This window comes from Aliivibrio sp. SR45-2, assembly GCF_963890165.1.
Lineage (GTDB): Bacteria > Pseudomonadota > Gammaproteobacteria > Enterobacterales > Vibrionaceae > Aliivibrio > Aliivibrio salmonicida.
This window is the reverse complement of record NZ_CAWPRC010000088.1, coordinates 29,094-46,631: the sequence shown is the minus strand read 5'-3', so window position 1 is coordinate 46,631 and position 17,538 is coordinate 29,094. Positions and strand designations below refer to the sequence as shown.

The following is a 17,538-nucleotide window of genomic DNA, read 5'->3' as shown; positions in this document are numbered from 1 at the left end:
ACAGAAACAGCGCCGGAAAAGGAGAATCACATGGCCCTCACACTACTAACAACATTAATTGCACTTGCTGCATTAAGTTATCATCGACAATCATTACGAACCGCTACACTAGTAACGGCAGCAATTTTGGCGGTGAGTACCGGATTAGGTTATGCCGGCGTTATCACTTGGGCTATTTTCTTAGCAATCGCGGTACCTCTAAACATCCCTTCAATTAGACAATCTCTTTTTAGTAATAAAGCCTTATCGATGTTTAAAGGTGTTATGCCTGAAATGTCAAAAACAGAAAAAGATGCCATTGAAGCGGGTACGGTTTGGTGGGAAGCAGAGCTGTTTAAAGGTAATCCTGATTGGAAATTCCTTCATAATATTCCTAAAAATACACTATCCGATGAAGAACAAGCATTCATGGATGGTCCAGTAAACGAAGTGTGCCGCATGATCAATGATTATGAAGTCACTCATGAGCTTGCTGATTTACCACCAGAAGTATGGCAATACCTGAAAGATAACAAATTCTTTGCCATGATCATTAAGAAAAAATACGGTGGTTTAGAATTCTCAGCTTATGCACAATCTTCTGTTCTACAAAAATTGACCAGTGTTTCTGGTGTTTTATCTATTACGGTTGGGGTTCCGAATTCATTAGGTCCAGGCGAACTTCTTCAACATTACGGTACTGAAGATCAAAAAAATCATTACTTACCTCGCTTAGCCGAAGGCAAGGAAATCCCATGTTTTGCACTAACTAGCCCAGAAGCGGGCTCCGATGCAGGGTCAATTCCTGATTTTGGTATCGTGACAAAAGGCATGTGGGAAGGAAAAGAAGTACTAGGTATGCGCCTTACTTGGAATAAGCGTTACATTACCCTAGCCCCTGTCGCTACCGTTTTAGGCTTGGCGTTTAAACTACAAGATCCTGATGGTTTATTAGGCGATAAGAAAAACCTCGGTATTACTTGTGCTCTTATTCCAACAAACTTAGAAGGCGTTAAAATTGGACGCCGCCACTTCCCTATGAATGTGCCATTTCAAAATGGTCCAACACAAGGTGACGATTTATTTGTTCCACTTGATTACATCATCGGTGGTGAAAAAATGGCCGGTCACGGTTGGCGTATGTTGGTTGAGTGTCTGTCAGTGGGTCGAGGTATCACCTTGCCATCTAACGCAACGGGGGGTGCAAAAACCGCAGCGCTTGCTACGGGTGCTTATGCTCGAATTCGTCGCCAATTCAAATTACCCATTGGTAAAATGGAAGGGATCGAAGAGCCATTAGCGCGTATGGCAGGTAATGCTTATATGATGGACGCAGCAAGTGCACTAACGGTTGCCGGTATTGTACAAGGAGAGAAACCATCGGTTATCTCTGCCATTGTAAAATATCACTGTACCCACCGTGCACAACGTATTGCCATTGATGGTATGGACATCGCTGGTGGTAAAGGGATCTGTCTAGGCAGCTCAAACTTCTTAGCCCGCAGTTATCAAGGATCGCCAATCGCCATTACTGTTGAAGGCGCAAACATACTGACCCGTTCAATGATTATCTACGGTCAAGGTGCTATTCGCTGCCACCCTTATGTTCTTGAAGAAATGGACGCGGCCTACTTAGAAGATAAGCAAGCGTCTCTTGATAAATTCGATGCTGCTGTCTTTGGTCATATTGGCTTTGGGATCAGTAATTTTGTACGCAGTTTATGGTTTGGCCTAACCGATGGTCGTGGTTCAAAAACCGCCTTTAACGATGAAACCAAACGTTATTACCAACAAGTAAATCGTTACAGTACGAACTTAGCATTACTATCTGATGTATCAATGGCTGTTCTTGGCGGCAGTTTGAAGCGCCGTGAACGCATGTCAGCACGTCTAGGTGACATTTTAAGTCAACTGTATCTAACAACGTCAGTACTTAAGCGTTTTGATGATGAAGGTCGTCAGAAGGAAGATTTACCTTTAGTTCATTGGAGCGTGCAAGATTCGTTACATCAAGCAGAGCAAGCGATTGATGGGTTATTAAGTAATTTCCCAAATCAATTTATCGCCAAGGCAATGCGTTTAATCTTGCTTCCAACTGGGCTTCGTCGTCAACGCCCAAGTGATAAACTGGATCATAAATTAGCTCGAATTCTTCAAGAACCATCAGGAGTCCGTAGTCGAATTGGTCGAGGTCTGTTCTTAGAGGCGAGTCGCTTTAATCCGGTAGGTAAAATGGAAGAAGCATTGATTGATATCTTAACCGCAGAACCAATTTATGATCGTGTATGTAAAGAATCAAAACAACGTCTACCCTTCATGCAATTAGATCGTGTTGCAAAAATCGGTTTAGAGTTAAATATTATTTCAGATAAAGAAGCCCTACTACTTCGTAAAGCAGAGAAAAGTCGACTAGCGACGATTAGCGTTGAAGATTTTGACCCAAGAGAGCTTATCGTAAAGCCAGAAGTTAATCATTTTGAACACAGTAAAATTGCTTAGTTAATTCTCTTATCAAAACATAAAAAAGGCCAGAACATATACTGTTCTGGCCTTTTTATTTTCTATATACATCTTATTTATTTAAGGCTGACTACTAACTTTAGATAAATTATTTCTTCAAGCGATAAGTAGCTAATACTCTCATTGTTTAGGCCTAACAACTCGTGATTGATTTTTGTATCATCATTCACTTTGAGTGCTTGTTTAAATGCTGCCTCTAACTTAGATTTATATTTATTCACAACATTCTCCATTTCAATGAATGGAGCAGTATATTTAACCAAAGTCGATAATTCAAACTTTATAAAAAAGCAATCGTTAACTTCTGGATAAATGTAACAAAAAGCTACAAAAAAGGCCTTGATAAATAAAAAACCGCCATAACTGCGGTTTTTTCTTATTACTCAAGTATTTTATACTTTAGGCGGTGGCGGCATTGTTAATTTTTCAGATTTAGGGGCAAATGCTTTTTTCTCTTTCAGCAATTTACATTTCTTCCACCCAAAAATACCGCCAAAAATTAACAATATAATGGCTATATTTCCAACAATAACGTAAACCCAAAAATGTTGACGAGCAGTCGCTCTTTCTTCTTCAAGTCTTTTTTCTTCTTCTATTTTACGTTGTATTGCCGCTTCTTTTACTCTTGCTTCATAAGCCGCTTTTAAATCAATCGGCTCTGTCACCCCATAATTGTGCAAGCCAAGGTAAAATTGCAATGGTCGACTCGTTGCCTTATCTGTTGCGTATACCCAACCTGTCCAACTGTTTTTTCCGGACATATAATCATTAGGCAACGAAAAATAAAGCTTTGATTCGTCTTTTTCAGATTGTGCTTCAGTTACGGTTTTGCGATCTTTTGGATTAAATTGTTCAATATGAGCCGCTAACGATCCCGCTTTAATCACTCCAGCTTCAGTATCAATGTTCATTGAATGCTTTGTACTGTCATCACGAGCTTGAGTAAACGTTGCTCGAATGGGAGCAGGATAAACCAAGACATCTTGCTCTACCGTTCTCAAGAAAACACCATTACGCGATTGAATACGAACCCAATATTTACCCGGCTTTATCTTTATTGGTAAGTTAACAGTAAAAATACCGTCAGCAGCCACTTCATCGAGATCTTCACCATTATCTTCAAACGTACCTAACACTTCAGCCAATGGGCGAGCTTCTTTAACTAGATCTTTTTCATTCGCAAGATAAGGCGTAAACGTCACGTTCAATTTGATGCGGTTTAAAAACTCTCGTAATACCAATGGTTTTCCATCTTCAAGTAAACGAGCCGTAAATTTTAAACTTTCAGATTGATATAATTTTTTTGGTAACGAATCTACGTTCAGCGTTAAATTAGATAGAATTTTTATCTTATTATCCGGTGTTACTTTACCTATCGCTTGCCATGGTCCAGGCATAGGATTCTCAATAGAGATAATATCCATACCATTTTCTTCATACCACGCCACATTATCTGGGTGTTTCCATGCGTAATATTTTGTTCCATCAGGACGCACAAGAGTAACGGCTTGAGAGGCTTTCTCTCTATGGACTAAAAATGACACTTGCTTAATCGTAGGATCAACTCTAAAGCGGTTGTCCAACCACGACATTTCGGTGCTCTTTGCCCAACTCACTATCGGTACAAAAAGTGCAATTATCAATAACCGCCACATACTAAAACTCCTAATTACGCCACAAACAGGCATCACCAACGATATCCAAGCGCTTTTCATGCGCTTCTAATTCATCGGCCGTTGCACGTAAAACCTTTAATCCTTTTCGTCCTAAATTCAATCTATTAATACTTTCTTCAGAAGAATCAGACTCATTTCCTCCTGCTGAGAAACTTAAGCTGGTTTGTCCGCCTGTCATTAACAGATAAACATCTGCCAGTATTTCGGCATCGAGTAAAGCGCCGTGAAGCGTTCGATGCGAGTTATCTATGCCGTAACGACCACATAACACATCTAGATTATTTCGCTTACCAGGGAAAATTTTCTTCGCCATGGCCAAGGTATCGGTGATCTTACAATACTGATCCGTGGTACCAATAAGTTTGTTAAGTTTACTGAATTCATAATCCATAAACCCAACATCAAAGGGGGCATTGTGGGCGACAAGCTCAGCCCCTTTAATAAACGCTAAAAATTCATCATGGATGTCTTTATATTCTGGCTTATCATACAAAAATTCATCGGTAATACCATGAACATCAATAGCTTCAAGATCAATCAGTCGATCAGGCTTAATGTATACATGAAAATGATTTCCAGTTAATTTTCGGTTGATTATTTCTACCGCACCAATTTCAATTATACGGTGACCCTCATAAATAGGGCCGCCAGATAAATTCATACCGGTGGTTTCTGTATCGAGAACAATAATTCTATTCGGGGAATTGTCGCTAGTATTCATAGGCTCATTTGTGTCAGACTATTTCTAAATTCCTCTAATGATAACAGAGATAATGAAACAGGTTGAAATTTTCACAGATGGCTCTTGCTTAGGCAATCCCGGTCCTGGTGGCTATGGTATTGTTATGCGCTATAAAGGCACAGAAAAAACATTTTCAGGTGGGTTTAACCAAACCACAAACAACCGTATGGAAATGCTTGCTGCTGTCGTCGCCTTACGTAACCTTAAAGAACCTTGCACTGTGGTGTTAACGACGGATAGCCAATACGTTCGTCAAGGTATCACTCAATGGATACATGGTTGGAAAAAACGAGGGTGGAAAAAAGCGGATAAAAAACCAGTCGTAAATGCCGACCTTTGGAAACAATTAGATGCAGAGGCAGAACGTCACACCGTCGATTGGCGCTGGGTTAAAGGCCATGCTGGTCATCGTGAGAATGAAATGTGTGACGATTTAGCACGTACCGCCGCAGAGAATCCAACTCAGGACGATACAGGTTACCCAGGCTAATCTGAGTTCACTTTTCCCTGACGAGTCTGTGCTACCGAAATAGGAGCCAATTTAGGCTTCTTTTTCCAGGCCGATTTTATCGGTTTTAATGGGTAGGTCCGCTTTCTTGCTACAATAAAATAAATACCACTTACCGGTTTTACCGACTCCCCCCCTAAATTCTCAAACCATGTCCAAATCGTTTGATAGCGAGTTAACGGCGCTAAAGCGAAACAATCGCTATATACCACTTCAAAATTTAACACCGCTAACCAATCTTTAATTCGATGAGGAGTAAACATTCGCCCACTCCAAGGTAAGTTGTTTTTACGCCAAGGGAATAAACTTGCGATACCAATGGCACTCATTGGGTTAAATCCAGTAAGGATCACGTAACCATCATGAATTAAAACACGATCAACTTCTCGCAATAATTGATGAGGGTCCGATGAGTAATCAAGTTGGTGCGCTAACACACACGCATCTATACTTTTCTCAAGAAAAGGGAGTTGAGGTAAATCAGCGCAAATATTTTTTAGGGAATTTTTGTTATCTAAGCTAACTTGGTGTTTAATGTTACAAAAGTGACTATCTAGCTCAGCACTCAAACCACCCACTTTTAGCATATGATAACCAAATAGCTTAGGACACCATTCATCAAGGCGTGATTGGATCAACTCACGGATCCAGTTCCCATGAGGAATTGATGACCATGAATGCGGTTTTTCAATTTTTTTATCAAGCAGTGCTGGCTTAATCAATACAGTTACCTACAAAATATTAATACTTTATAAAAATTTGGAGAAAGGTGAATGCTATTAATAAAAAGCATACCTGCATTTAATGATAATTACATTTGGTTAATTCACAACAATGATAATCATTGTGTTGTGGTTGATCCAGGAGAAGCAGCCCCAGTGCTTGCCTGCATTAAAGAGCATGGTCTTATTTTAGATGCAATTTTAATTACGCACCACCACCATGATCATATTGGTGGGGTTCCTGAGCTTGTTCGTCAATTTCCAAACATCAATGTTGTAGGCCCTGAAAATGAACCTATTCCAACCCTCACCCATCCCGTTGGTGATGGTGATTTTGTTGAATTATTCAATGAAAAATTTATGGTACTAGGCGTTGAAGGACACACAAAAGGTCATATCGCTTACATTGGTGATGAAAAACTATTTTGTGGTGATACCCTTTTCTCTGCCGGTTGTGGTCGCTTATTTGAAGGCACCGCAGAACAAATGTTTCATTCACTGCAAAAATTGGCCGCGTTACCCGATGAAACAGAAGTGTATTGCGCCCATGAATACACTGCGTCCAATCTTGCTTTTGCGTTGGCGGTTGAACCTGATAACGATTATTTACAACAATATCGTGAAAAGGTTTTACGACTTCGAGCAAATGGAAAAGCAACGATCCCAACAACGATGCAACGAGAAAAGCTCATTAATCCTTTTTTAAGAACCAGTGAAACAAGTGTAAAACAAGCCGTTTCATCCAAAGTAGAAAATGATTCCGAAGTTGCAACCTTTGCCGCATTAAGGAGATGGAAAGACGAGTTTTAATGATGAAACTTGTCTGGACGATTGTTGACAAGTATTATCTGCACCCAAATAAAAAATAATCAAACACAACTTGAAGGCAATAATTAATGAAACTTAAGCTCCATTGGATTGGATTAGCGTTATTGGCAGGCTGTCAAAGTGCTCCACCATCAGAAAAAACACAGCCTGATACGACTTCTGCTATCTCTACGCCTTCAAAGCAAGATACCAAACCAGCAGAAATTAAACCAATCGAAAAACCGGAGCTTACCCCTCAAGAACAAGAAGACGTATGGCAACGTATTGCAATGCAATTAAATATGCCAATTCCAGATCATAAATCGGTCGATTATTATCGTAATTGGTACATTAAACACCCAAGTCACCTGCGTACTGTTGCCAAACGAGCTCAACCGTTTCTGTATATGATCACTGTTGAAATTGAAAAACGCGGACTTCCTATGGAGTTAGTGCTTCTTCCTATCGTTGAAAGTGCGTTTGACCCTTTTGCTTACTCCCACGGCAGTGCCGCTGGTCTATGGCAATTTGTCCCTGGAACAGCTGATCGCTTTAAATTAGAACGTAATTGGTGGTATGACGGTCGTCGTGACGTACCTGCGGCAACGAATGCAGCATTAGATTATATGGAATATTTTGACCGTCGCTTTGATGGCAATTGGCAACAAGCGATTGCATCTTACAACAGTGGTGGTGGACGAGTATCTAGAGCAATCCGAAAAAATAAAAACTTAGGTAAACCTACCGATTTCTTTTCATTAGATTTACCAGAAGAAACCAGCGGTTATGTCCCTAAATTATTAGCATTAGCTGACATCATTAAAAACCATGAAAAATACGGGGTAGAACTTCCACCTATTGCCAACAAACCTGTGCTCGAAATGGTAGACCCAAATAAACAATTAGATTTGGCGATTGCGGCAGAATTTGCGGGTATTTCAATCTCTGAATTGCAAGGCTATAACCCTGGATACAATCAATGGGCAACGTCACCAGATGGCCCTTATCATCTATTATTACCGATTGATAAAGTCGATCGTTTTAATGCCAACCTGAAAAAGAATGGCAATAAAACAATGAAAGTTGTGCGCTACAAAGTTCAATCTGGCGATACGATTAGTCAATTAGCGGTGAAGCATAATACGACCTCTAACATCATTGAACAAACCAATGACTTAAATGGTACGAGCATTCGAGTTGGTCAGTATTTATTAATTCCAACCGCTTCTCAAGGCAATAAAACCTATGCATTAAGTGCACCACAGCGCTTAAAGAAAACTCAAGCCAAAGCAAAAGGAAAATACAAATCTGACCATACCGTTAAAGATGGAGAATCGTTATGGAGCATCGCTCGTGATAACAGCATCTCTTATCGTGATTTAGCAAAATGGAACGGTATGGCACCAAAAGATTCATTGCGTGTTGGGCAAAAATTAGTCATTTGGAAAAGCAATTCTGATGGTGGAATAATCCGTACGGTTCATTACCAGATCCGTCAAGGCGATAACCTTAGCTCTATTGCACAAAAATTCAGTGTCTCTGTGACAGACATCATGAAATGGAATAGCATCGAACGTGGCTCTTATATTAAGCTGGGACAAAAATTAAAACTTTACGTTGATGTTACTAAGGCAAATGTATGACCCCTTCTTCAAATCCGTTAATTTTATTAGTCGATATTTTTCGATCGCCAACAGATTGTTTCGCCGCGTTATATGAACATGGAAAATGGGCTTGGCTTCCTTTCTTGCTCTTGATTTTTTCGCCTTTTATCTTTTGGGGTACGTACTTTGACCTTGTTAATTTTGATTGGGTCGTAACAAGTTTAACTCAACAAATTGACAGCATTGGCGGGCAAGTAAAAGCAGAGTGGCTAACAAAAGAAATTCTGTTAGCAGGGGAAGTGATTAACGACGTGATGGGAAGAATTGCTTCTGTATTGCTATTAGCTTTGTGGTTCAAATTAGCGACAAAGCAAAGCAAGTACCAACATGGTTACTTTAAATGGGTCGCTGCAAGCACAATAGTGATGTTTCCAGCACTTATTGGCGATATTGCTAGCTATATAAGTCTTTTACTAAATCACGCGAATACGATGCCTTACGCGGCTGATTTAAATAGCTTGAATGGCTTAATCAAGCTACCAATGACAGATCATTGGTCTGCTTACGCGAGTTCATTCCCGTTATTAATGCCTTGGTACATTGTTTTAGGCTATGCAGCTCTTGGCGCATGGACGGATTTAGACAGAGCAAGAGCACTTATAATCTCCGCCCTTCCATGGGTTGCTTGCTTTACATTATGGGGATTAATTACGGCCTTTTCAGGCTAAAACTAACTTCTAATGGATTATGATCAGAAGCGTTACTCTTTATTGAGTGCGCTTCTTTTACATTTAAACCTCGATAAAAAACATGATCCAAAGGTAACCCTGTCATAAATGTCATTCGCTCATCAGGCGTAAACCGAACTTCTTTTAATCTAAGGCGAGCCACTTCTTGATCTAATGTCTCTAATCTAGCACTACTCCAAGAATTAAAATCACCCGCCAGAATCAGTGGCCCAACATGATTTTTAACTTCCTTTTCTAAATCACTCATTTGACGTTGATAATCTTCGGTTCCTAATGTGAAATTGATGGCATGAACATTAACCACCATTAACGATTCACCATTAGATAACGCGTATTCAGATAATAACGCTGATTTAGGTAAACGTAACCAAGGTTCTATCGCGGTATGGGCACAGGCGCGCTCCGCTTGTACTTTTGCAAGACTTAACACTCCCGCACTGGTATCAAACACATCAAACGCTCTGACCAATTCAGCAGAATAGCTTTTATCAATAATAAACGTTTTTAATTCAGGCGTTAAACTCGCTTCTTGCAATAAAACCAAATCCGCTTTTTGAGTTAACTTTCCTAACGCAGGTTCCCAGTCTTGTTTTTGTTGTTTATAAATATTCCAAACAAGTACGTTGATAGTACCATCACGGTCGATAGGTTTTGATTCATCGAACTCAGCACAACCCGTCTTATAATCCATAGAATCAGGCGTAAGTTCTATTAACTCTGGTTTTAAAGGGATCGTAAAAATAAACGATTTAGCCATAATCATTGCACCAATAAGCAGTGCAACGGTTGATATTAATATTGTTTTCTTTTTCATAAACAAAAAAGGAGTGAATCATCACTCCTTCCTTACGTTATACCATTCAAACAGAACAGTAATAATTAAATTGCGTCTTCGTCTTCTTCGCCCGTTCGGATACGAATAACACGGCTTACGTCAGTGACGAAAATTTTACCATCACCAATTTTTCCAGTCTGCGCCGTTTCAATGATAGCGTCAATGCATTGATCGACAACATCATCATTCACAACAATTTCTAATTTTACTTTCGGTAAGAAATCGACCATGTATTCAGCGCCACGGTATAATTCAGTATGACCTTTTTGACGTCCAAAGCCTTTTACTTCAGAGACAGTCATACCTGTGATACCTACATCAGCAAGGCTTTCTCGCACATCATCTAATTTAAACGGTTTGATGATTGCTTCGATCTTCTTCATATTAGTCCCTTAACATCAATATTAAATATCAGACCATTATCGTCGAGGGGCCATCAACATTCAACCAAGGAATCGCATTACTTATTTCCGCTCTATTTCATCGTAGAATAGTAAGCCGCTAAATTTGAGATATCAGTATCATTCAGCATTGCCGCCATTGGTTGCATAATTGCCGCATTACCGCCATTACGCTGCTTACTCTTATAAGCTTTTAATGAAGATTCGATATATTGTGCATTCTGCCCTTTCAAGTTCGGGTAGCCCGGAATCACCGCAATACCATTCGCCCCATGACATGAAGCACAAATTGCAGATTTTGCTTTCCCTGCTGCGGCATCACCCGCTGCAAATGTAGACGTTGATACCAATAAGCCGATAACTGCCAGTCCAATTACTTTTTTCATTTACACTGCTCCTTTATTTTTTTAGTCATTTTGCCAAGTAAATTCCGGATGTCTATATTGAGCCTGATTTATGCCAGATCAGCTCACACTCTTTTCCTGAAAATGCTTTACATACAAATAACCCAGTAACAGCCGCTAATTGGTCATTATAAAAAATGAGTGGTAATCGTGTTCTTTGCCAACTAGGGATCCCATACTCTTGATACAATTTTTTCATTTTACGACTATGTTGTCTTGTCTCTGGATGAGCAATTAATCCCGTACTATCAAAACGCACCGTCACTCTCTCACCGCTCAAAGGCGATCGCAGAAATAAAGGCATCAAATCAGAATCATTGGCACCTAGTGTTTGCTTCAATTCGATATCTCCTAACCCATCAGGTAAGGTTAATATTTCTTTTAATTCCGAGTTCCACTGTGAGACATCGCCATATTGTGGAAGGCAATACAGGTAACCTTGAAAACGTCGTAATTGGATGGAATTAATTTCTAAACAAGGATTTGCATCTTGCTGTGCATTAGCCACTTCGTTCCATAGCACGCCTAATTGAGCTTGGGTCGGCAAAAGAATAGAAAACTGTTTTAACCATAACCTTAATATAACCTTGCAAGCCGCTTCAGATTCAAGTGCAAGCGATTCAATCGAAATACCTTGAATCGTATTTTGATAAGCCTTCACTTTTGGTTGAAGTAGTTCAGTCAATAACTGCTCTTGTTCTGCACATAATTGTGCACTGCGATTCACCGCTGAAGCAAAACTAGGCCAACGTTGACGCAACAATGGGGTTACTTTGTGGCGTAAAAAATTTCGGTCAAAGCGAGTATCTTTATTGCTTTCATCTTCTACCCATTTCAATTGATTCACGTTTGCATACGCTTCAATATCACACCGAGAAGTAGACAATAATGGTCGACATTTTCGTCCCGTAACAAAAGGGGCTATTACGGGCATTGACGATAAACCAGCAGGACCACTTCCTCTTTTCAATGCTAAGAAAAAGGTTTCTACTTGATCATCTTGGTGCTGCCCTGTTAATAACAAAGAATGGTTATTAATGTGTTTTGCAAGCACATCGTAACGCGCTTCTCGCGCAACTTCTTCTAAGCTCTGTTGTGGACCAATATCTAAATTAACTCGTTCAATAAACAACGAGATACCAAGGCTATCGCAATAGGATTGACAAAAAACTTCCCACTCAACAGCGTGTTCACTTAATCCATGATTTACATAAACAGCAACACAAGGTAATTGATGTAACTTAGAGTAATAAGCCGCTAGATGAAGTAATACAACAGAATCAACACCGCCGCTGAATGCAACCACGAGTTCTGATTTAGGCGAAATATAAAGAGATAATGTCTGAGAGAAATGAGAAGAAAGCATATAAAATTAAAACCTAAAAATGAAAAAAACGAGCACTAAGGCTCGTTTTCACTTTACTCTATATTATTAAAATTCGCGAATCTAGTTCTGAATTTTACTCATAATTATTAGCAGTAACCGTAATTCATTAAACGTTGGTAACGACGTTCAAGCAACGCTTCTTCATCAAAACCTTCAAGCTCGTTCAATTGTTCAATTAAACGTTGCTTAATATTCTCAGCCGTTGCTTTATGATTACGATGCGCACCACCTAATGGTTCATCAATGATCGTATCAATCAACTCTAGCTCTTTTAAACGAGGAGCAACAAGTCCCATTGCTTCAGCCGCTTGAGGTGCTTTATCTGAATCACGCCATAAAATTGAAGCACAACCTTCAGGAGAAATCACTGAATACGTAGAGTATTGAAGCATGTTGACATAATCACCTACACCGATAGCAAGAGCACCACCAGAACCGCCTTCACCAACGACATTACAAATCACAGGAACACTTAGCTCTGACATGATTTTAAGGTTCGTAGCAATGGCTTCAGATTGACCACGTTCTTCTGCACCAACACCTGGATAAGCACCAGCAGTATCAATAAAAGTAATGATTGGCATTTTAAAACGCTCAGCCATTTGCATTAAACGTTTTGCTTTACGGTAACCTTCAGGTTTTGGCATACCAAAATTGCGACGTACTTTTTCTTTCGTACCACGTCCTTTTTGATGACCAATTATCATCACAGGACGACCATCTAAACGAGCCATACCACCCACTAATGCTTTATCATCAGCAAAAGCACGATCACCGGCTAATTCATCAAACTCAGTAAACATAAGTTCAATGTAATCTAATACATATGGACGTTCTGGGTGACGAGCAAGTTGAGCAACTTCCCACGCACCTAAATCACTAAATGTTTTCTTTTTAAGATCTAAACATTTATCTTCTAATTGCTTAATTTCTTTATCTAGATCAAGTGCATTATCACCACCACGACGAGAAATATCACGCAGCGCTTCAATTTTAGCTTCTAGTTCTGCAATTGGTTTTTCAAATTCAAGAAAATTTAGGCTCATTAAAGAATCCTTGTTAGTTCAAGGCCGCTCAAATTAGCAGCCTTACTTATTCTAGTTAAATTCAAGCTCGACTTGCTGTTCGCCAAGCAACGACTTCAAATCATCTATTAGTTGGTCTGTTGGCGTAACTCGCCACTCCGTCCCTAGGACCAACTTAACACGAGCGTCGGCTCGCTGATAATATACGTTTACCGGGACAGTCCCTGCCCGATTAGGCTCTAGTATTTGACTAAAGCGTTCAAAAAATTGGTTGTTAATTTGCGCATCGGTAACAGAAACGGACAATCCACGAGCGTATTTTTCTCGTGCATCTCCCAATGACATCACTTCACGGGCAGACATTTTAAGCCCCCCATTGAAATCATCAAAGCTGACCTGTCCAGAAACAAGCACTATTTTGTCAGTTTCTAGCAAATCAGCGTATCGATCAAGGGCATCAGAGAACAACATCACTTCCATTCGGCCAGATCGGTCATCTAATGTCATTAAACCAATACGGCTGCCTCGTTTAGTGGTCATTACTCTAGCAGCAATAACTAAACCTGCAACCGTTACAGTTTGATCGCGTCTCGTAACGTGAGCATCATTCAAACGCCACGTCGTATATCGAGACAATTCTTTAATGTACGCATTAACGGGATGCCCCGTTAGATAAAGACCTAAGGTTTCCCGCTCCCCTTCAAGCCATACTTTCTCTGGCCATCGCGGAACATGCGTATAAGCTTGTTCGACTTCTTCTGGTGCTTGAGTTAATACCCCAAACATGTCTGATTGCCCAAACGATTCTGCTTGATGGTGTTGACCTGCCGCCTTCATTGCATCTTCTAACGATGCCATTAATGCGGCTCTATGAGGACCAAGGCGATCCAAAGCACCAGAACGAATTAATTTTTCTACAATACGTTTATTGGTTTTTTTCGTGTCAATTCGAGAACAAAAATCGAATAAATCACGGAAATAACCACCTTTATTTCGTGCTTCAATAATATTTTCAATGGGGCCTTCACCAACCCCTTTGATCGCACCAATACCGTAAACAATGGCGCCATCTTCATCAACATTAAAACGATAAAGGCCCGCATTCACATCTGGCGGTAATACTTTCAGTTTCATACGGAAACATTCATCAACAAGACCAATGATTTTGTCCGTATTATCCATATCGGCCGTCATTACCGCCGCCATGAATTCGGCTGGATAGTGCGTTTTTAACCATAATGTTTGATAAGAAACCAGAGCATAGGCCGCTGAGTGCGATTTGTTAAAACCATAACCAGCAAACTTTTCTACCAAGTCGAAGATTTTCATCGACAACTCGCCATCTACGCCATTCGCAATCGCGCCGTCTTTAAACGTACCACGCTGTTTTGCCATTTCTTCGGGTTTTTTCTTACCCATTGCACGACGAAGCATATCGGCGCCACCTAGCGTATAACCCGCTAAGATCTGTGCAATTTGCATTACTTGTTCTTGATATAAAATAATGCCGTACGTTGGTTCTAGCGTTTCTTTTAATGACTCATGCTGCCAATTTACATCAGGATAAGACACCTCTTCACGACCATGTTTACGGTCAATAAAGTTATCTACCATCCCTGATTGCAAAGGACCAGGACGGAAAAGCGCCACCAAGGCGATGATATCTTCAAAGCTATCGGGCTGTAATCGCTTGATCAGATCTTTCATTCCACGAGATTCTAACTGGAATACCGCGGTCGTTTCTGAATTTTGTAACAACTTAAAGGACGCTTGATCGTCAAGAGGGATCGATTCGATTCGAACCGCTTCTTTTCCTTCTTTTTCTCGTCGAGGGTTAATTAAACCCAACGCCCAATCAATGATCGTTAAGGTTCGTAGGCCTAAGAAATCGAATTTAACTAAACCTGCGGTTTCAACATCATTCTTATCAAACTGTGTAACAGGGAAATTGCCATCCGCATCACAATACAACGGTGAGAAATCCGTAATCGTCGTTGGTGAAATAACAACACCACCCGCATGCTTACCAGCATTTCGTGTACAACCTTCTAAGATTCTACACATATCGATAAGAGCACGAACTTCTTCATCTGCATTATACAGTTCAGGCAGTTGTGGTTCTGCTTCAAAAGCTTTCGCTAACGTCATACCTGGATCTGTCGGTATTAACTTTGAAAGACGATCAACAAAACCATAAGGATGACCAAGTACTCGACCAACATCTCGAATTACCGCTTTAGCCGCCATCGTACCAAAGGTAATAATTTGGGATACCGCATCACGACCATATATTTCAGCAACGTGCTCAATAACCTTATCACGCTTATCCATACAGAAATCGATATCGAAATCGGGCATCGAGACACGCTCAGGGTTCAAGAATCGTTCGAATAACAGGTCATATTCAAGTGGATCGAGATCGGTAATATCTAACGCATAAGCAACAAGTGAACCAGCACCTGACCCTCGCCCAGGTCCAACTGGAATTAAGTTATCTTTTGACCACTGGATAAACTCCATTACGATCAAGAAATAACCTGGGAATCCCATTTGGTTAATTACATCGAGTTCTATTTGCAGACGTTCATCGTATTCTGGTCGACGCTCTAAACGTACTTTTTCATCTGGGAACAAGAAGGCTAAACGTCTTTCTAACCCTTCTTGAGATTTCTTAACGAGGAAATCTTCAATTTTCATTCCTTCCGTTGGGAAGTTAGGCAGAAAGTATTCACCTAAACGAACGGTAACATTACAACGCTTGGCTATCTCAACACTGTTTTCTAACGCTTCTGGGATGTCAGCAAAAAGCTCACACATCTCCTCTTCCGTTCTCAAATACTGTTGTGAACTGTAGTTTTTAGGTCGACGAGGATCTTCTAAAGTAAAGCCATCATGAATCGCGACACGGATCTCATGAGCATCAAAATCATCGGCTTTGATAAAACAAACATCATTTGTTGCTACAACTGGCAACCCTTCTTTTTCAGCAAGATCAACAGCAAAATGAAGATAGCTGTCTTCGTCAACACGCCCTGTCCGGATCAATTCTAAATAATAATGATCAGGAAAATACGTTTTGTAAAAATCGACACATTCATTAACTAATTCTTGATTACCTTTTAATAAGGCTTTACCTACATCCCCATTTTTCGCACCAGAAAGGATAATTAATCCTTCTTTATGTTCGATTAACCACTCTTTATCCATAACAGGGGTATGTTGAACATGGCCACGCAAATAAGCTTTTGATATCAATAAAGTCAGGTTTTTATAACCTTCATTATTTTTTGCCAAAACGGTCAGATTAAACAGTTCATTACCAAACTCTGTTGATTGAACTTTAAAGTCAGCACCAATAATCGGTTTAATACCTGCACCATGTGCTGCAAAATAGTATTTAACCAAACCACACAAGTTGGTAAAGTCAGTCAACCCCATCGCTGGCATATTTAACTCAGCCATCTTTTTAACTAATGGTGGAACCTTTGAAAGCCCATCAATTAAGGAGAAATCACTGTGTACCCTAAGGTGTACGAATTTGGTTTCAGACATTACTCGATCCCTAAAACACGTTTTACAGGTTTAAAACTACGACGATGCTCTGAAATAACACCGTGCTCTTCAATCGCAGCAAAATGCGCCTTGGTTGGATAGCCTTTGTGTTTAGCAAAGCCATATTGAGGGAACTCTTTATCCAATACTTCCATTTCTCTGTCACGAGTAACCTTAGCAAGAATTGAAGCCGCGCTGATCTCTTGAACGCGTAAATCACCTTTTACAACCGCTAAACCAGCCATTGGCAATTCAGGCACTTTATTCCCATCAATTAGAGCGAAATCAGGAGTAACCTTCAACCCAGCAATAGCTCTTTGCATCGCAACCATTGTGGCTTGTAAAATATTCAACTCATCGATCTCATGTGCTTCACATCGCCCTAAAGACCAAGCTAACGCTTTTTCTTGAATTTCAGGAAATAACAAATCACGTTTTTTTTCTGTCAACTTTTTTGAATCCGTTAATCCTTCAATTGGATTATTAGGATCTAAAATAACAGCAGCAGTCACAACCGCACCCACTAACGGGCCGCGTCCAACTTCATCAACGCCCGCAAATAACTGATAGCCTTGTGGGTACTCAAATGGAGGTAATTCTTTAGAATCTATTTTCTTTGTCATTAGA

16 protein-coding genes are annotated in these 17,538 nt (G+C 40.1%); 5 read left to right on the top strand and 11 right to left on the bottom strand.

Annotated features, from left to right (window positions below):
- Nucleotides 1–30 precede the first annotated feature (30 nt).
- On the top strand, nt 31–2,478 hold the full coding sequence (fadE, locus tag AACV33_RS04065; protein WP_182699912.1) for an acyl-CoA dehydrogenase FadE: 2,448 nt from the start codon (nt 31–33) through the stop codon (nt 2,476–2,478).
- A 77-nt stretch (nt 2,479–2,555) separates the two neighbouring features.
- Here the strand turns inward: fadE and AACV33_RS04060 are convergent, their stop codons facing one another.
- From AACV33_RS04060 to dnaQ, 3 genes are all read right to left on the bottom strand, one after another.
- Nucleotides 2,556–2,720 (bottom strand): hypothetical protein, encoded by a 165-nt coding sequence (locus AACV33_RS04060; protein WP_017021212.1) that lies wholly within the window; start codon nt 2,718–2,720, stop codon nt 2,556–2,558.
- A 171-nt stretch (nt 2,721–2,891) separates the two neighbouring features.
- Nucleotides 2,892–4,154 (bottom strand): TIGR03503 family protein, encoded by a 1,263-nt coding sequence (locus AACV33_RS04055; RefSeq protein WP_017021213.1) that lies wholly within the window; start codon nt 4,152–4,154, stop codon nt 2,892–2,894.
- A gap of 10 nt (nt 4,155–4,164) precedes the next feature.
- Nucleotides 4,165–4,896, bottom strand: coding sequence for a DNA polymerase III subunit epsilon (gene dnaQ / locus AACV33_RS04050; protein ID WP_017021214.1), 732 nt, complete (start codon nt 4,894–4,896; stop codon nt 4,165–4,167).
- Nucleotides 4,897–4,933: 37 nt separating this feature from the next.
- On the opposite strand from dnaQ, the gene rnhA reads away from it, so the two are divergent.
- Complete coding sequence (gene rnhA / locus AACV33_RS04045) at nt 4,934–5,407, top strand: ribonuclease HI (protein ID WP_017021215.1); 474 nt, start codon at nt 4,934–4,936, stop codon at nt 5,405–5,407.
- On the opposite strand, the gene AACV33_RS04040 is transcribed toward rnhA, so the two are convergent.
- Entirely contained in the window at nt 5,404–6,144 is a 741-nt protein-coding gene (locus AACV33_RS04040; RefSeq protein WP_182699920.1) for a methyltransferase domain-containing protein, read from the bottom strand. The two genes, rnhA and AACV33_RS04040, sit on opposite strands and share 4 nt — an antisense overlap.
- Nucleotides 6,145–6,198: 54 nt before the next feature.
- Between AACV33_RS04040 and gloB the strand changes: the two genes are divergently transcribed.
- The 3 genes from gloB (at nt 6,199) to AACV33_RS04025 (ending at nt 9,286) form a co-directional block, all read left to right on the top strand.
- The gene (gloB, locus tag AACV33_RS04035; protein ID WP_065611593.1) at nt 6,199–6,957 is read left to right on the top strand and encodes a hydroxyacylglutathione hydrolase; all 759 of its coding nucleotides are present in this window, start codon (nt 6,199–6,201) and stop codon (nt 6,955–6,957) included.
- A gap of 86 nt (nt 6,958–7,043) precedes the next feature.
- Complete coding sequence (locus AACV33_RS04030) at nt 7,044–8,597, top strand: lytic transglycosylase (protein ID WP_182699911.1); 1,554 nt, start codon at nt 7,044–7,046, stop codon at nt 8,595–8,597.
- A complete protein-coding gene (locus AACV33_RS04025; RefSeq protein ID WP_017021219.1) occupies nt 8,594–9,286 on the top strand; it encodes a YIP1 family protein in 693 nt (230 codons plus the stop codon). Before AACV33_RS04030 ends, AACV33_RS04025 begins: the two co-directional genes overlap by 4 nt.
- Here AACV33_RS04025 and AACV33_RS04020 read toward each other — a convergent pair.
- The 7 genes from AACV33_RS04020 to rnhB all read right to left on the bottom strand — a co-directional run bounded on the left by AACV33_RS04020 (nt 9,267) and on the right by rnhB (nt 17,534).
- Complete coding sequence (locus AACV33_RS04020) at nt 9,267–10,121, bottom strand: endonuclease/exonuclease/phosphatase family protein (RefSeq protein ID WP_017021220.1); 855 nt, start codon at nt 10,119–10,121, stop codon at nt 9,267–9,269. The genes AACV33_RS04025 and AACV33_RS04020 overlap by 20 nt on opposite strands.
- A 65-nt stretch (nt 10,122–10,186) precedes the next feature.
- Entirely contained in the window at nt 10,187–10,525 is a 339-nt protein-coding gene (gene glnB / locus AACV33_RS04015) for a nitrogen regulatory protein P-II (RefSeq protein WP_012550896.1), read from the bottom strand.
- Nucleotides 10,526–10,617: 92 nt separating this feature from the next.
- Nucleotides 10,618–10,929, bottom strand: a complete 312-nt coding sequence (locus AACV33_RS04010; protein ID WP_012550897.1) for a c-type cytochrome — start codon at nt 10,927–10,929, stop codon at nt 10,618–10,620.
- A gap of 52 nt (nt 10,930–10,981) precedes the next feature.
- Nucleotides 10,982–12,313, bottom strand: coding sequence for a tRNA lysidine(34) synthetase TilS (tilS, locus tag AACV33_RS04005; protein WP_182699910.1), 1,332 nt, complete (start codon nt 12,311–12,313; stop codon nt 10,982–10,984).
- Nucleotides 12,314–12,420: 107 nt separating this feature from the next.
- Complete coding sequence (accA, locus tag AACV33_RS04000; RefSeq protein WP_012550899.1) at nt 12,421–13,380, bottom strand: acetyl-CoA carboxylase carboxyl transferase subunit alpha; 960 nt, start codon at nt 13,378–13,380, stop codon at nt 12,421–12,423.
- Nucleotides 13,381–13,431: 51 nt separating this feature from the next.
- On the bottom strand, nt 13,432–16,911 hold the full coding sequence (gene dnaE, locus AACV33_RS03995; protein WP_017021222.1) for a DNA polymerase III subunit alpha: 3,480 nt from the start codon (nt 16,909–16,911) through the stop codon (nt 13,432–13,434).
- Nucleotides 16,911–17,534: a ribonuclease HII gene (gene rnhB / locus AACV33_RS03990; protein ID WP_012550901.1), complete on the bottom strand. Its 624-nt coding sequence runs from the start codon at nt 17,532–17,534 to the stop codon at nt 16,911–16,913. The genes dnaE and rnhB overlap by 1 nt, the downstream gene beginning before the upstream one ends.
- Between the last annotated feature and the right edge of the window lie 4 nt (nt 17,535–17,538).

Coding starts and splice junctions, on each gene's coding strand:
- fadE (WP_182699912.1), top strand. CDS start 31: ATGGCCCTCACACTACTAACAACATTAATTGCACTTGCTGCATTAAGT.
- AACV33_RS04055 (WP_017021213.1), bottom strand. CDS start 4,154: ATGTGGCGGTTATTGATAATTGCACTTTTTGTACCGATAGTGAGTTGG.
- dnaQ (WP_017021214.1), bottom strand. CDS start 4,896: ATGAATACTAGCGACAATTCCCCGAATAGAATTATTGTTCTCGATACA.
- rnhA (WP_017021215.1), top strand. CDS start 4,934: ATGATAACAGAGATAATGAAACAGGTTGAAATTTTCACAGATGGCTCT.
- gloB (WP_065611593.1), top strand. CDS start 6,199: ATGCTATTAATAAAAAGCATACCTGCATTTAATGATAATTACATTTGG.
- AACV33_RS04030 (WP_182699911.1), top strand. CDS start 7,044: ATGAAACTTAAGCTCCATTGGATTGGATTAGCGTTATTGGCAGGCTGT.
- AACV33_RS04025 (WP_017021219.1), top strand. CDS start 8,594: ATGACCCCTTCTTCAAATCCGTTAATTTTATTAGTCGATATTTTTCGA.
- AACV33_RS04020 (WP_017021220.1), bottom strand. CDS start 10,121: ATGAAAAAGAAAACAATATTAATATCAACCGTTGCACTGCTTATTGGT.
- glnB (WP_012550896.1), bottom strand. CDS start 10,525: ATGAAGAAGATCGAAGCAATCATCAAACCGTTTAAATTAGATGATGTG.
- AACV33_RS04010 (WP_012550897.1), bottom strand. CDS start 10,929: ATGAAAAAAGTAATTGGACTGGCAGTTATCGGCTTATTGGTATCAACG.
- tilS (WP_182699910.1), bottom strand. CDS start 12,313: ATGCTTTCTTCTCATTTCTCTCAGACATTATCTCTTTATATTTCGCCT.
- accA (WP_012550899.1), bottom strand. CDS start 13,380: ATGAGCCTAAATTTTCTTGAATTTGAAAAACCAATTGCAGAACTAGAA.
- dnaE (WP_017021222.1), bottom strand. CDS start 16,911: ATGTCTGAAACCAAATTCGTACACCTTAGGGTACACAGTGATTTCTCC.
- rnhB (WP_012550901.1), bottom strand. CDS start 17,534: ATGACAAAGAAAATAGATTCTAAAGAATTACCTCCATTTGAGTACCCA.